The sequence below is a fragment of the Marihabitans asiaticum genome (assembly GCF_007828725.1).
Taxonomy (GTDB): Bacteria; Actinomycetota; Actinomycetes; order Actinomycetales; family Dermatophilaceae; genus Marihabitans; species Marihabitans asiaticum.
Genome location: NZ_VIUW01000002.1, coordinates 598,627 through 611,290 on the forward strand (window position 1 = coordinate 598,627; position 12,664 = coordinate 611,290).

Consider the following 12,664-nt stretch of genomic DNA (forward strand, 5'->3'; position numbering starts at 1 on the left):
CGTTCAGCGCCCTGCCAGGGCCATCAGGTCAGCCCGCGGGTCGCCCGCGCCCTCGGCAAGGGTCTCCACGGCGGCCCGCTGCTCGTCGGTCAGGTGCTCGGGCACGACCACCTCGACGGTCGCGAGGAGGTCGCCGGCTCCCCCCTTCGCCTGCACTCCGCGTCCCTTGATCCGCAGGGTGCGCCCGCTCGGGGTGCCGGGCGCGACCTTCACCTTGACGTTCTTGCCCTCGAGGGTGGGCACCTCGACGGTCGCGCCGAGGGTGGCCTCGGCGAAGGTGACCGGCAGGTCGAGGGTGAGGTTGTCCCCGTCCCGGCCGAAGACCGGGTGCTTCTCTACGGTCACCGTCAGGATGAGGTCACCCCGCTCGCCGCCGGTCCGGGACTCGGCGCCCTTGCCGCGCAGGCGGATCTTCTGCCCGTCCTTGACCCCGGCGGGGATCTTCGCGGTGATCGTCTCCCCGCCCGCGGAGAGCTGGACGGTCGATCCGGTCACGGCGTCGCGGAAGGACAGCGTCGCCCGCGCCGTGAGGTCGGCCCCCTTCTGCGGGCCCTGGGGAGCCTGAAAACCTCCGTAGCCAGCACCTGCGCCACCACCGAAGGGGGACCCTCCGCCGCCCTGGCCGAACATCGCGAGGATGTCCTCCAGGTCCGGCTCGGCGCCCCCGGCACCGCCGCCGGGGAACCCGCCACCGGGGTACCCGCCACCGGGGTACCCGCCGGTGGAGTAGCGCACGCGGGTGCCACCGGCGCCCCCGCCGAACATCGAGCTGAAGACGTCCTCGAAGCCGGCGCCGCCCCCGGGCCCGCCGGCGCCCGCGGTGAAGCGGGCGCCTCCGCGGGCCATCTGGCGGATCGCGTCGTACTCCTTGCGCTGCTCGGGGTCGGAGAGCACGGCGTTGGCCTCACCGACGTCCTTGAAGCGCTGCTCCGCGGCGGTGTCGCCCGGGTTGCGGTCCGGGTGGTACTGCTTGGCCAGCTTGCGGTAGGCCTTCTTGATCTCGTCCGCGTCGGCGTCCTGGCCGACGCCGAGGATGGCGTAGAAGTCCTTCTCGAACCAGTCCTGACTCGCCATGCTCTCCTCCTCTCCTTCGTGCTGGGTGCGTTACTGCGGGTCGGCGACGGCCACGCGGGCGGCGCGGAGCACCCGGTCACCGACCTGGTAGCCGGGCTGGAGCAGCGTGACGATCGTCGTGGACGTCGCGTCTGCGGGCAGCTCGGGGTCGGTGCTGTCCCACTCGGCGTGCATGAGCGCCTCGTGCAGGGTCGGGTCGAAGGCTTCGCCCTTCGCGCCGATCCGGGTCACGCCGTAGCGCTGCAGCGCCTGCTCGAGCTTCTCGGCGATGGCCTTGAAGGGGCCGTCGTCGAGGTCGCCGTGCTCGCGCGCGAGGTGGATCTCGTCCAGCACCGGCAGCATCGACTCGATGACGTCGTGCGTGGCCCGGATCTGGGTCTCGGCCCGGTCGCGGTCGGCGCGGCGACGGTAGTTGACGTAGTCCGCCTGCAGGCGCTGGTAGTCCTCGAGCCGCTGGGCGGCGAGCGCGGTGTCCGGGTGGACGTCCTCGCCGGCCGGGTCAGCCGCGTCAGCCGCGACAGACTCGGCGTCGGGGCTCTCGGACTCGCGGGGCGAAGACTCCCTCGACGGGGTGTCCTCGGCCGAGGACTCGCCAGCCTGCGGCGAAGGGGGGTTCCTCCCTTCGCCCGCCGGGGAGGCGGCCCCGGGCTGGGTGCCCGGGGTCGCCTCGCCGTCGTTCACGGCCTCGACGTTGACCTGGTCGCCGTCGGCGTCGTGGATGACGTCCTCGGGCTCCGGGTTGCTCGTCTGGTCGGTCACTTCTTCTCCTCGTCGTCGTCCTCGACGACCTCGGCGTCGACAACATCACTGTCGTCGCCCTCGGTGGCGGAGCCCTGAGCGTCGGCACCGGGGTCACCGGCACCTGCGCCCTCGGCACCCTCGGCGCCCTGAGCGGCGTAGAGGGCGGCGCCCATCTTCTGCGACTCCTCGTTGAGGGTGTCGACCTTGGCGGAGATGTCGGCGACCGGGGTCTCGTTCTCCGGCTTGAGCGCCTCCTTGAGGTCGGCGAGGGCGTCGTCGACGGGCTTACGCTGCTCGTCGGTCAGCTTCTCGCCGCTCTCGGAGAGGAACTTCTCGGTCGAGTAGACGAGGTTCTCCGCGGTGTTGCGGGTCTCGGTCTCCTCGCGACGCGCCTTGTCCTCCTCCGCGTGGGCCTCGGCCTCCTTGACCATGCGCTCGATCTCCTCCTTCGACAGCGCGCTGCCGCCGGAGATGGTGATCTTCTGCTCCTGGCCGGTGCCGCGGTCCTTGGCGGAGACGTTGACGATGCCGTTGGCGTCGATGTCGAAGGTGACCTCGATCTGCGGCACGCCACGCGGGGCAGGGGCGATGCCGGAGAGCTCGAAGGTGCCCAGCGGCTTGTTCTGCTGCGCGATCTCGCGCTCTCCCTGGAAGACCTGGATGAGCACGCTCGGCTGGTTGTCCTCCGCGGTGGAGAAGACCTCCGAGCGCTTGGTCGGGATCGCGGTGTTGCGCTCGATGAGCTTGGTGAAGAGGCCGCCCTTGGTCTCGATGCCGAGGGAGAGCGGGGTGACGTCGATGAGCAGGACGTCCTTGCGGTCACCCTTGAGCACACCGGCCTGGAGGGCGGCGCCGAGGGCGACGACCTCGTCGGGGTTGACGCCCTTGTTGGGCTCCTTGCCGCCGGTGAGCTTCTTGACCAGCTCGGTGACGGCGGGCATGCGGGTCGAGCCGCCGACGAGGACGACGTGGTCGATCTGGTCGACGGAGACGCCGGCGTCCTTGATGACGTTCTCGAAGGGCTGCTTGGTGCGGTCGAGCAGGTCCTGGGTCATCTTCTCGAACTGGGCGCGGGTGAGCGTCTCGTCGAGGTGGATCGGGCCGTTCTCGCCCATCGAGAGGTACTGCAGGTTGATCGAGGTGCTGCTCGAGGACGAGAGCTCCTTCTTCGCCTGCTCGGCGGCGTCACGCAGACGCTGCATCGCGATCTTGTCGCCGGAGAGGTCGACGCCGGTGTTGTTCTTGACCTGGGTCAGCAGGTGCTCGACGACGCGCTCGTCCCAGTCGTCACCACCGAGCTGGTTGTCACCGGAGGTCGCGCGCACCTGGATCGTGGCGAAGCCGTCCTCGGCGTCCTTGCCCACCTCGAGGAGGGAGACGTCGAAGGTGCCGCCACCGAGGTCGAAGACGAGGATCAGCTCGTCCTCCTTGCCCTTGTCCAGCCCGTAGGCCAGGGCGGCCGCGGTGGGCTCGTTGACGATGCGCAGGACGTTCAGGCCCGCGATCTCGCCGGCCTCCTTGGTGGCCTGGCGCTCGTGGTCGTCGAAGTACGCGGGCACGGTGATGACCGCGTCGGTGACGTCCTCACCGAGGTAGGCCTCTGCGTCGCGCTTGAGCTTCTGCAGCGTGCGGGCGCTGATCTCCTGGGCGGTGTACTGCTTGCCGTCGATGTCCTCGGACTTCCAGTCGGTGCCCATGTGGCGCTTGACCGAGCGGATGGTGCGATCGGCGTTGGTCACGGCCTGACGCTTGGCGATCTCGCCGACGAGGACCTCGCCGCCCTTGGAGAAGGCGACGACGGACGGGGTGGTGCGACCGCCTTCGGCGTTCGCGATGATCTCCGGCTCGCCACCGTCGAGGAAGGCGACGGCGGAGTTGGTGGTTCCGAGGTCGATACCGACTGCACGGCCCATGGTGGGGTTCTCCTTCTGGTTCGGGTTGTCCGGTTGTGGACTGCTGCTGGGGGCGAAGGGGGCGCACGCCCCCTTCGCTCGGGGTTGAGTTGTCCCGGGGTTGAGTTGTCCCGGCTCAAGTTACGGAAGCCCGTCGGGGCTGCGCAAGTTCGATGCCGAAAAGTTGAGTACATCTGGCTCAACTACGCGCCCCGGGGATTTGTTCCCCGCGCCGAGCGCGCCGACCCGAACGTGTAGGTTCTCGTCTACGTTGGCCGAGTCTCACTTTCGTGGCCGCGGGTGTGGCCAAGTCGGCTGATTGGACCGATCATGAGCACATGAGAGTCGTACGGATCATCCCCGACTTGGCTGTTGCTGACATCAACGTGACCGCCACCTTCTATGGTGACTTCCTTGGCCTTTCCCGCGAGGACCTCGGACTCGACTGGGTGACCCGGTACTACGCGCCGTCCGGAGCCAACCTGCAGGTCCTCACCCATGACGCAGGCGCTCCTGCGGCTCCCGAGGTGTCGATAGCGGTTGAGGATGTGGACGAGGCGTACGCCGAGGCAACTCGCCGTGGGGTGGACATCGTGTACCCACTCACGAACGAACAATGGGGAGTACGGCGCTTCTTCGTCCGAGATCCTGACGGGCACGTGCTCAACATCCTCCAGCACCGAGAGTGACAGTCCTCTGCGTGGCTGCTGCCGTGGGTCCCTTTCGCCAAGCATCCAGTGTCCGGGTTGGCGACAGTCCTCGGGTGGCGTGGTTAGCGGTCGCCAGACGAGTAGCCGACGGACGGCTGTACCGAGGAAACGGACAAGATAGTGAGACGAACGCCGTCTCGGCTTCTTGTCCCGCCGCAGGTCAGAGGCATGGGCCTCGGACAAGAAGAGCCGGAACCTACACCCGACCCGTTGACGGACTCTCGCGGGCCACGGGCTCCCACCGGAACATCGACGCATGATCGAGGACCCTGCGGCCCCGGGGAGAGGGTCCGCGCCGGGATCCCGACGCCACGCACCGTGCGCCGCGACCCGCAGGGACACTGCTGGTGGCGCCGCGCTTCGACCCGCGAAGAACTGACCCGCTCTTGGGCCGGCTCGGCCGTCACCCCACGTCGGCCGACTGCTTCGCCTGCCGATCGCGCCGGTTGGCCAGCACGCTCGTGGTGGTCACGATCGCGAGCACGCCGACGATGACGGCGAGGGAGGCGAGCGTCGGGACGGTCGGGACACCCGGCCACACCCCGTGTGCCCAGTGCAGGGCGAGCTTGACGCCGATGAAGGCGAGGATCGCCGCAAGCCCGTAGCCGAGGTGGCGCAGCGTGCCGAGCGCACCCTCGAGCACGAAGTAGAGCGCTCGCAGCCCGAGGAGGGCGAAGGCGTTGGTGACGAAGACGAGGTAGGGGTCCCCGGTGATGCCGTAGACGGCAGGGACCGAGTCGATGGCGAAGACGAGGTCCGTCCCGAGGATCGCGAGCACCACCAGGGCGAGCGGGGTCAGCGCGCGACGTCCGCCCTCCATGACGCTCAGCCGGCTGCCTCGGTAGTCGTCGGTGACGGGGAAGAAGCGGCGAGCCACTCGGACGATCTTGAGGTCCTCAACCTCGATCGCGTGGCCGCCCGAGCGAGCGTCACGCAGCACTCCCCACGCGGTGAGGAGCAGGATGGCGCCGAAGACGAGGAAGACGATGGAGAAGCGCGCGATGAGCGCCGCGCCGAGGGCGATGAAGATGCCTCGCATGATCAGCGCCCCGACGATGCCGATGAGAAGCACTCGCTGCTGAAGCACCCGCGGTACGGCGAAGGAGGTGAGGATGAGGATGAAGATGAAGAGGTTGTCGATCGAGAGCGTCTTCTCGAGGAGGTACCCGGTGTAGTACTCGAGCCCGATCTGTGATCCGTGCGCCGACCACACCCACAGGCCGAAGGTCAGCGGCAGGGCGATGTAGAAGGCGGACCACCCGATCGCCTCGCGCATCGAGACCTCGTGCGGCTTGCGGGTGATGACGAAGTCCAGGGCGAGCAACGCGAGAACCGCGCCGAGGGTGACCGCCCAGAGTGTCGGGTCGGCGATCGAGCTGACGTCGGTCGGCGACCCGCCGGCCGTGGGCGCGGTGGCCGTCGTCGGAGCAGCGGCGGGAGAGAGCGAAGGGGGGCCAAGCAGGGTCACGGAGTTCTCGCATCCTGATCGCGGTGCGAGGTCTCCTTCACCCCGTACGGGGCGCGTGCCGGACGGAGCATGGGCTCCGCGCAGTGACCGGCGACGGCTTCGGGAAGTACTCCCCTCGGTGGCGAAGAAGATAAGAAGCGCGGGTCCTTGGTGTCAAGCCGACGACGAGACTCACGAAAAGTTGCCCACGAAACACGCTCGGTGCCTCACGTAAGAGTGCCCGCGAGACCATGACGCTCTCAGGGCATCGGAAGTGGGTTGTCGATGGCGTCTGGTCACGGCGTCGGCCGTGAGCTCTTCGCGAAGCGGCGCGCTTTCACCGAGTCGGGCAGCACGCGGTTGAGCAGGGCAGAGCGGCGGGTCTTGGCGTCGCCGCCGACGACGTGGTCCTTGCCAGCCATGAGCGCGTCGACGCCCTGGCGAGCGACCAGCCCGGGGTCGTTCTTCCAGTCGTTGTTGCCGAAGACCGTGTTGTCCATCCCGGCGCTGTGGTGAAAGTCCGTGGCCGTGGCACCAGGGAGCAGAGCAGTCACGGTGACCCCATGCTCCTTCATCTCCTCGCGCAGCCCCTCGGCGAAGCTGAGCATGAAGGCCCGGGTCGGGCCGTAGATCGATTCGTACGGGGTGGGTGTGAGTGCCGACAGCGAGGAGGTGATGAGGATCCCGCCGTGGCCCTGCTCAGACATGCGCCGGGTGACGTGCTTGGCCAGCAGGACCTGAGAGGTGATGTTGAGCGCGATCATCACCAGCTCCTCCTCGATGTCGGTGTCGAGGAAGCCCCCACCGAGACTGCGCCCCGCGTTCAGCGCCGCGACTTCGAGCGGACGGTCGAGGGCCTCGACCTCTCGCCAGACCTGGTCAACACCCTCCCGGGTGCTCAGGTCGGCCCGGACCGGGTGGACGACGGTCTGGGTCAGCTCGCTGGCCAGGTCCTCGACCTTCGCACTGGACCCGACCCCAACGATGTCGTAACCGCGGGAAGCCAGGTCGGCGGCGATAGAACGTCCGATACCGGCCGACGCGCCGGTCACGAGGGCAAGCTGTCGCACCACCCCACCGTACGAGCTGGGCGAGGTGGCAGCGTCCCATCTACGCTCACGGCACCGCCAGGTAGCCGGAGGGTGGCCCCAAACGAGGCCTTGTTCCGTCCGCAGGGAACAAGGCCTACCACCCAGTGCTTGCCACCGTGGCGCCCCGGATCACCCCTCGACGAGGTTGTCGTCAGCGAGGCGGGAGTACATGTACATGTCCCGCCGGGCGTCGCCCACCTGCTGCCACGATCGGAGCAGCCCCTCGTGCCGGTACCCGCACGACGCTGCGGTACGCCACGACGGCTCGTTCCACGGTTCGACGTACAGCTCGAGCCGGTGGACCTCGTCGTGGCGGAGCGCCCAGTCGCTGAGGGCGCTCAGGGCGGCGCGGGCGTACCCTTTCGACCGGCAGCCAGGACGGACCCAGTAGCCGACGCTGGCTCGCCCCTGGGCCAGATCCCGTAGCCAGAGCCCGATCTGGCCCACCGCCTCGCCCGAGCCGAGTCCGTCCGAGCTGGCAATGGCGAACGAGTACCCCTCCCCGCTCGTGAGCCGGTCTCGCTGGCGCTCGACGAAGGCCAGCGCCGAATCGCGCCCCCCGTCGGTCGGCACGGTCGTGATGAGCGGGATGAGCGGGTCCTGACCTGCCTCGAGCACGCAGTTCACGTCATCGATCGACCACTCCCTCAGGACCACCGAGCAGGCGAGCTCATCCGGGCCGAGCGTCATGGTCTCCGGCGAGGCCGCGCCACGCGGGGCGAGTGACGCACGCAGGGTCGGCATCTGGTGGGGCAGTAATGGCGTCACACGCCTGATCGTGACAGAGCCGTCTACGGCACTCGAGGGAGATTTCGCCCACGCCACGACCCACGCCGCAGTCCACGAACCACGGCCACGACCACGACCACGGCCGGACGCACTCAGAAGGGCGGCGAACCGATGTCCGCTCCGGCGGCGACCGCACCACTGGTGGCCTGCACCTGGGTACCTGCCATGGCAGGTGCGTCCTCGCCACCAACCCCGTGGCCCCTATCGGTCGGATCGGTCTCCGTGCGCGTGCCTGTCCCTTGCTCAACCACCGTTCCCTCGGCCGCCGTTCCTTCGACCGCTAGGTGGTCCGCCGGCAAGCTCACCCGGTTCACCCCACCGGGCGAGACCCACTCGGTCACCCCGTCCTCACGCAGCACGTGCCTCCACCCTGGGGCGTGCTTGACCCGGTGGTGGTGCCGACAGAGGCCAGAGAGGTTGGTCGGGGAGGTCGCGCCCGCGGGCCACGGCTCGGCGTGATCGAGGTCGGTCTCGATCGCCGGACGGTCGCACCCCCACATCCTGCAGGTCCGGTCGCGCAGCTGGACGTGCCGCCGCATCGCAGGCGGTGGCACGTAGCCCGTGGTCGAGGTCTCGGCGACCACGCCGGTCTCCGCGTCGAGCAGAGCTCGGGAGACCCGGGTGTCCAGACGTTCGGTGAGGGTCTGCACGACATCGGGCGGGATCCATCCGACGCGAGGCACCTCGACCCCCGTCAGCCACGGTTCGTCACCAGCGCCGGCACCGGCACCGGCACCGTCTGCGTGTTGCTCACCCCGGATGTCGTCGTCAGCCGCGGCACCCGACACTCCCCCTTCGCCGGCCCCCGCGAGCCTCCACCCGGACCGGACGACCGGCATCCCGATGACCACATGCGGCGACACCTCGACGCCGCGAAGCGCCAGATCGGTGAGGGCGGCCGCCCGCGCCATCCCCGCGGTCAGGCCCGGCTGCTCACGACGGCGGGTCGTCGCCAGCTCGTCGACCGCCCGCCAGAGCACCAGACCGAGCTCGCTCGGCAGACACGCGGTGAGATAGCTCGTGCCAATCGGCCCGGGCTCGATCCGCACGTCGGTCCGATCCCGCCGGTTGGTCTCGGCCCGTCGCTGCCGCCACCCGACGTCGACCCGGTCAAGCACCCGGCGGCAGGCCTGCGCCAGGTCATGCCGGTCGAGAGCGACGATCCGCGGCTCATCAGTCCCGCGCTTGGCTTCGAGGACGTGCTTGACCACCGCCTCGACCGCCTCGGAGGAGGCGTCCTCGGTCTCTTCCGCCACGAGCCGCAGGGCCCGCTCGGTGGTGCGCCCCTCGAGCAACGGCACGACGAGCGGGTCGAGGTCGTCGGCGAGCCGGACCGCGAGCCGACATCGCTCGTGCGCCTCGCGCGCGGTGCAGGCGATCGCCATCTCGATCTCGTCGGGCGCCATCTCCGCCACCACCCCGGGATCGGTCCGCACCTCCGCGTAGAGCCCGTCCTCCCCCTTCGCCAGGTGGCGCCGGGCGAGCTCGGCGATCACCACCAGCTGGGCAGCATCCGCGGACCGGCAGACCGACTCGATCGCCACGAGCACCCTGGTAAGGACCTCCACGCTCGCGCTCGGCGCGAGCACGCTCACGGTGAGGGCGGCCGCCTCCATCCCGTGGCGAACCTTGGTACACAGCGTCAGCACGTCGTCGAACATGTGTTCGACTCTAGGGTGGGGGTCTGACAGCGCTCATCGTGGCCGGGGCCGGAGCGGGCATGTTCCCGCGCGCGGGAACGAAGGGGGTGAGCGTCACTTCCTCGTCCAGCGAACGGGGCAACCGGATTCGCTCGCTCCCCACCGGAGGAACGAAGGGGTGACCCGACCCGATCCGCTCGTTCCCCACGCGAGGAACGAAGGGGTGACCCGACCCGATCCGCTCGTTCCCCACGCGAGGAACGAGGTGGGGAGCGGCTCAACTCACGCCCCTAGGACCGGGCCTTGTGGCACACCCCCTTCGCCACCATCGGGCAACCCCCACTCCCACTCGGCGGACACCCCTAGGGACTCCAGCTCCTCCCCACGACAGGTTGGGGACATGCCACCAAGCCTCACGTCGTCGCGCTGGAGCGAGCGCCCGCCTCGTCAATGGGAACAGGCGGTGGCCTGGGGAGCGCTCCTGTGCACGCTCCCCTCGGCGCTCTGGCGCCTTGCGATGCTCACCGGCTGGATGCCAGGCACGGCCGACCTGCGGACCATCTACGCCGACGAGCCGGGCTACGTCATCGGTCTGAGCGCCGTGCAGGTAGCGGTCGGCGTGCTCACCATCGGCCTCGTGAGGCCCTGGGGCGAGCAACTGCTCGGTGTCGCTGTCCCGCGCTGGTTCCCCATTGTCGTCGCCGGGGTCGGTGGGCTGGCCCTCACCTGGCTCTTCACGATCGACCTGCCGATCGCGCTGCTCTCCGGAGTTCGCCCTGACCAGGGCACCGTCCACGCCGGGGCCCTGGTGATGATGGTCGCCTGCTACGCGCCGATGCTGCTGTGGGGGCCGCTGACGCTGGCTGCAGTCGCCGGCTATGGGCGCAGGCGCTACCGGATTCGCTCGTTCCCCACCCGAGGAACGAAGGGGTGACCCGACCCGATCCGCTCGTTCCCCACGCGAGGAACGAAGGGGTGACCCGACCCGATCCGCTCGTTCCCCACGCGAGGAACGAAGGGGTGACTCGACCCGATCCGCTCGTTCCCCACCCGAGGAACGAAGGGGTGACCCGACCCGATCACCCGCGCACGGTTACGGCAGACCCCCGAGCCGCCCCAGAGCCGCCGCGAGGGCACCGACGAGCACGACGACGATGAAGGGCGCGCGCAGCAGCAGTGCAAGGGCAGCCGCCCCGAGAGCAAGGAAGCGCGCGTCGGGAGTGAGCTGCTGGCCGTCGGCGACGGTGTTCAGCACGACGAGGGACGAGAGCAGACCGACGGTCATGCACGCCGAGATCCGCACCACCGCAGGGGTCTCCAGCAGGCGGTGCGGTACGAGATAGCCGCTCAGCTTGGTCAGGTAGGCCAGGGTCGAGGCGGCCACGATCCACAGCAGCACCGTCATCGAAGGCTCCGCCCTGCGGCCGCCTCGGCACTGTCCCGGCGAAGCCGCGACCAGCCGATGAGCGCCGCCACCGCAGCCGCGACGAGGATCGGCACTCCCGGCGGCAGCAGCGGGACGCTCACTGCGGTGACGACCGCGCAGCAGGCAGCGATCGCCATCGGCTCACCCGCCCGCAGCCGCGGCCACAGCAGGCCGAGGAAGGCAGCGGCGGCCGCACCGTCCAGACCCCACTGCCGGGCATCGCCGAGCGCCTCACCCACGACCGCTCCGACGAGCGTTGTCGCGTTCCACATGACGAAGATCCCCAGACCCGCGCTCCAGAAGCCGCGCGCCTGCTCGACCCGCTCCTCCTGCGCGAGCGCGGTGGCGGTCGACTCGTCGATGGTGACCTGGGCCGCGGCGAGGCGGCGCCACCCCTGGGGGTGGAGCAGGGTGTTGATCTGCATCCCGTAGACACCGTTGCGCAGCCCGAGCAGGGTTGAGGCACCGAGCGCCGAGGCCGGGCTGCCTCCTCCTGCCAGCACGCCGATGAAGGCGAACTGCGAGCCGCCCGAGAAGGTGAGCAGGCTGAGCGCGCACACCTCGAGCATGCTCAGCCCGGTCGCAGTGCCGAGCGCGCCGAAGGAGATCCCCAGCGGTCCGATGGCGATCGCGATGGACAGCCCGGCCTGCAGCGCGGGGCTGGCGCGGACGGTCGAGAGCAGAGACCTCCACGCGACCTCGGGCTGGGGCGGCGCCTCGGACGGGCTCCCGGGCACGTCGTCGGGTCCGCGAGATGCCGGACGCGATGTCATGCGGCTAGGGTGCAGGCATGGGCATCGTTCGTCAAGCCGAACACATCGACCGCTCTACCGAACGAGGCTCGAGCCCGCACGGCGGGGCCGTCTCCCGCATCGCTGCCGCCGTCCGGGTCGAGCGCGAGCGCAAGGGCCTCAGTCTCTCCGAGCTGGCCCGCCGGGCCAGTATGGCCAAGTCCAGCCTCTCCCAGCTCGAAGCCGGTCAGGGCAACCCCGGCGTCGAGACGGTCTGGGCCCTCGCGACCGCGCTCGGCGTCCCCTTCGCCGCCCTCATCGACCCCCCGCAGGCCGAGAGCGCCCTGATCCGAGCCGACGAGGGCGACCCGACCCGCTCGGACACGGCGGAGTACACCGCGCTCGTGCTCTCGCACAGCCCACCGGGGGTCCGCCGCGACCTGTACCGGATCGAGGCCGAGCCGACCGGGCCCAAGCGCTCCGACGGCCACGCGGCCGGGACGATCGAGCACGTCGTCCTCGTCCGGGGGCGGGCCCGGGTCGGCACGGCGGACGACACAGTCGAGCTCCTACCCGGGGACTACCTGCGCTATGCCGGGGACGTCGAGCATGTCTTCGAGGCACTGGAGCCCGGGACGATGGCTCTCATGGCCTCCGAGCAGCGCTGACCGAGGACGAAGGGGACATCCGCACGCTGCGTGGGCCGACCACCACCACGCCCAGGCCGTCTAGCCGTGCGAGCAGGCCGCGGTCCGCGGTGGCCACCGACACCACGTCGCCGGCTTTCACGGCACGCCGGCACTGGCTCACCACCTCGTCATCCCCCTCCCCGGCCGCGTGCACGGTCACGACCACCCCCTGGTCTGCACCGGCGTCGTCCGAGCCGGCGTCGTGGTCCGAGCCGGCGTCGACCGAGCCGGCGGTCACCCCCCTTCGCCCCTGCCCCTCAAGCACGAGGACCACCTCGTCGTACGGCAGCGCGCCCCCGTCCACGGCTCCCACGAGATGAGCGTGCAGCCGGGCGGCCGCGCCTGCCCGGTCGCGCCACCACCCGTCGGGCACCGAGCCGATGACGTTGGCCGCGTCGACGACGAGGACCCGCGCGGCGCTCACCGCCGCACCG

13 protein-coding genes are annotated in these 12,664 nt (G+C 70.1%); 3 read left to right on the top strand and 10 right to left on the bottom strand.

Annotated elements, in window-relative coordinates; all coding sequences use genetic code 11:
• Positions 1 to 3 precede the first annotated feature (3 nt).
• From FB557_RS07380 to dnaK, 3 genes are read right to left on the bottom strand one after another with little or no spacing between them, the layout of a single operon-like run.
• Positions 4 to 1,074 (bottom strand): DnaJ C-terminal domain-containing protein, encoded by a 1,071-nt coding sequence (locus FB557_RS07380; RefSeq protein WP_144856950.1) that lies wholly within the window; start codon positions 1,072 to 1,074, stop codon positions 4 to 6.
• A gap of 30 nt (positions 1,075 to 1,104) precedes the next feature.
• Complete coding sequence (locus FB557_RS07385) at positions 1,105 to 1,833, bottom strand: nucleotide exchange factor GrpE (RefSeq protein ID WP_246074538.1); 729 nt, start codon at positions 1,831 to 1,833, stop codon at positions 1,105 to 1,107.
• Complete coding sequence (dnaK, locus tag FB557_RS07390; protein WP_144856951.1) at positions 1,830 to 3,728, bottom strand: molecular chaperone DnaK; 1,899 nt, start codon at positions 3,726 to 3,728, stop codon at positions 1,830 to 1,832. Before dnaK ends, FB557_RS07385 begins: the two co-directional genes overlap by 4 nt.
• A gap of 317 nt (positions 3,729 to 4,045) precedes the next feature.
• On the opposite strand from dnaK, the gene FB557_RS07395 reads away from it, so the two are divergent.
• Positions 4,046 to 4,396, top strand: coding sequence for a VOC family protein (locus tag FB557_RS07395; RefSeq protein WP_144856952.1), 351 nt, complete (start codon positions 4,046 to 4,048; stop codon positions 4,394 to 4,396).
• A gap of 424 nt (positions 4,397 to 4,820) precedes the next feature.
• Here the strand turns inward: FB557_RS07395 and FB557_RS07400 are convergent, their stop codons facing one another.
• From FB557_RS07400 to FB557_RS07415, 4 genes are all read right to left on the bottom strand, one after another.
• Positions 4,821 to 5,885 carry a TerC/Alx family metal homeostasis membrane protein gene (locus tag FB557_RS07400; protein ID WP_342778926.1) on the bottom strand — a complete coding sequence of 355 codons (1,065 nt, stop codon included), beginning with the start codon at positions 5,883 to 5,885 and terminating at the stop codon, positions 4,821 to 4,823.
• 275 nt (positions 5,886 to 6,160) lie between these two features.
• Positions 6,161 to 6,934, bottom strand: coding sequence for an SDR family NAD(P)-dependent oxidoreductase (locus FB557_RS07405; RefSeq protein ID WP_144856953.1), 774 nt, complete (start codon positions 6,932 to 6,934; stop codon positions 6,161 to 6,163).
• Between the two features lie 150 nt (positions 6,935 to 7,084).
• Complete coding sequence (locus FB557_RS07410; RefSeq protein ID WP_246074539.1) at positions 7,085 to 7,699, bottom strand: GNAT family N-acetyltransferase; 615 nt, start codon at positions 7,697 to 7,699, stop codon at positions 7,085 to 7,087.
• Positions 7,700 to 7,836: 137 nt separating this feature from the next.
• Positions 7,837 to 9,405 (bottom strand): HNH endonuclease signature motif containing protein, encoded by a 1,569-nt coding sequence (locus tag FB557_RS07415; RefSeq protein ID WP_144856954.1) that lies wholly within the window; start codon positions 9,403 to 9,405, stop codon positions 7,837 to 7,839.
• 442 nt (positions 9,406 to 9,847) lie between these two features.
• Between FB557_RS07415 and FB557_RS07420 the strand changes: the two genes are divergently transcribed.
• Positions 9,848 to 10,318 carry a hypothetical protein gene (locus FB557_RS07420; protein WP_144856955.1) on the top strand — a complete coding sequence of 157 codons (471 nt, stop codon included), beginning with the start codon at positions 9,848 to 9,850 and terminating at the stop codon, positions 10,316 to 10,318.
• Positions 10,319 to 10,477: 159 nt separating this feature from the next.
• Here FB557_RS07420 and FB557_RS07425 read toward each other — a convergent pair whose 3' ends face one another.
• A complete protein-coding gene (locus FB557_RS07425; RefSeq protein WP_144856956.1) occupies positions 10,478 to 10,789 on the bottom strand; it encodes an AzlD domain-containing protein in 312 nt (103 codons plus the stop codon).
• Positions 10,786 to 11,583, bottom strand: a complete 798-nt coding sequence (locus FB557_RS07430; RefSeq protein ID WP_144856957.1) for an AzlC family ABC transporter permease — start codon at positions 11,581 to 11,583, stop codon at positions 10,786 to 10,788. Before FB557_RS07430 ends, FB557_RS07425 begins: the two co-directional genes overlap by 4 nt.
• A 17-nt stretch (positions 11,584 to 11,600) precedes the next feature.
• Here FB557_RS07430 and FB557_RS07435 point away from each other — a divergent pair, with 17 nt between their 5' ends.
• Positions 11,601 to 12,209: a helix-turn-helix domain-containing protein gene (locus FB557_RS07435; protein ID WP_144856958.1), complete on the top strand. Its 609-nt coding sequence runs from the start codon at positions 11,601 to 11,603 to the stop codon at positions 12,207 to 12,209.
• Here FB557_RS07435 and FB557_RS07440 read toward each other — a convergent pair.
• Positions 12,187 to 12,654, bottom strand: coding sequence for a hypothetical protein (locus FB557_RS07440; protein WP_144856959.1), 468 nt, complete (start codon positions 12,652 to 12,654; stop codon positions 12,187 to 12,189). The two genes, FB557_RS07435 and FB557_RS07440, sit on opposite strands and share 23 nt — an antisense overlap.
• Between the last annotated feature and the right edge of the window lie 10 nt (positions 12,655 to 12,664).

Coding starts and splice junctions, on each gene's coding strand:
- FB557_RS07425 (WP_144856956.1), bottom strand. CDS start 10,789: ATGACGGTGCTGCTGTGGATCGTGGCCGCCTCGACCCTGGCCTACCTG.
- FB557_RS07410 (WP_246074539.1), bottom strand. CDS start 7,699: ATGCCGACCCTGCGTGCGTCACTCGCCCCGCGTGGCGCGGCCTCGCCG.
- FB557_RS07435 (WP_144856958.1), top strand. CDS start 11,601: ATGGGCATCGTTCGTCAAGCCGAACACATCGACCGCTCTACCGAACGA.
- FB557_RS07395 (WP_144856952.1), top strand. CDS start 4,046: ATGAGAGTCGTACGGATCATCCCCGACTTGGCTGTTGCTGACATCAAC.
- FB557_RS07415 (WP_144856954.1), bottom strand. CDS start 9,405: ATGTTCGACGACGTGCTGACGCTGTGTACCAAGGTTCGCCACGGGATG.
- FB557_RS07380 (WP_144856950.1), bottom strand. CDS start 1,074: ATGGCGAGTCAGGACTGGTTCGAGAAGGACTTCTACGCCATCCTCGGC.
- dnaK (WP_144856951.1), bottom strand. CDS start 3,728: ATGGGCCGTGCAGTCGGTATCGACCTCGGAACCACCAACTCCGCCGTC.
- FB557_RS07430 (WP_144856957.1), bottom strand. CDS start 11,583: ATGACATCGCGTCCGGCATCTCGCGGACCCGACGACGTGCCCGGGAGC.